This window comes from Exiguobacterium sp. SH0S7 (genome assembly GCF_004337195.1).
Taxonomy (GTDB): domain Bacteria; phylum Bacillota; class Bacilli; order Exiguobacteriales; family Exiguobacteriaceae; genus Exiguobacterium; species Exiguobacterium aurantiacum_A.
The window spans coordinates 1-355 of the sequence record NZ_SJVA01000056.1; the positions used below are offsets into that span (position 1 = coordinate 1).

A 355-nucleotide genomic window follows, 5' to 3' on the forward strand; every position below is an offset into this window, starting at 1 on the left:
ACCTCTTCCATTTTTATTTAGAGGCTCAACAATTGCATACATCGTGGAGGTGTACCCAAGTGGTTTAAGGGAACGGTCTTGAAAACCGTCAGGGGTGTAACAGCCCGCGTGGGTTCGAATCCCACCACCTCTTCCACTTTCTTTTTTTTTACACTTTTTTCAGCTTGGAGTTGTACCCAAGCCCGGCTGAAGGGGACGGACTCGAAATCCGTTAGGAGTCGTAAGGCTCGCGTGGGTTCGAATCCCACCAACTCCGCTTTTTAGGCGTCTGCACAGGCAGATGCGTTTTTTTTTGTCGTAGACTACGGTCTGCGGCTTTTTTTGTTTGTGGCGAAACAGCGAAAAGTGGCTAATC

At 48.7% G+C, this 355-nt stretch carries 2 tRNA genes; both read left to right on the plus strand.

From position 1 onward, the window contains the following. The first annotated feature begins 45 nt into the window (after positions 1-45). A tRNA-Ser gene (locus EVJ22_RS15390) sits at positions 46-136 on the plus strand. 30 nt (positions 137-166) lie between these two features. After that, a tRNA-Ser gene (locus EVJ22_RS15395) sits at positions 167-256 on the plus strand. Positions 257-355: the final 99 nt, after the last annotated feature.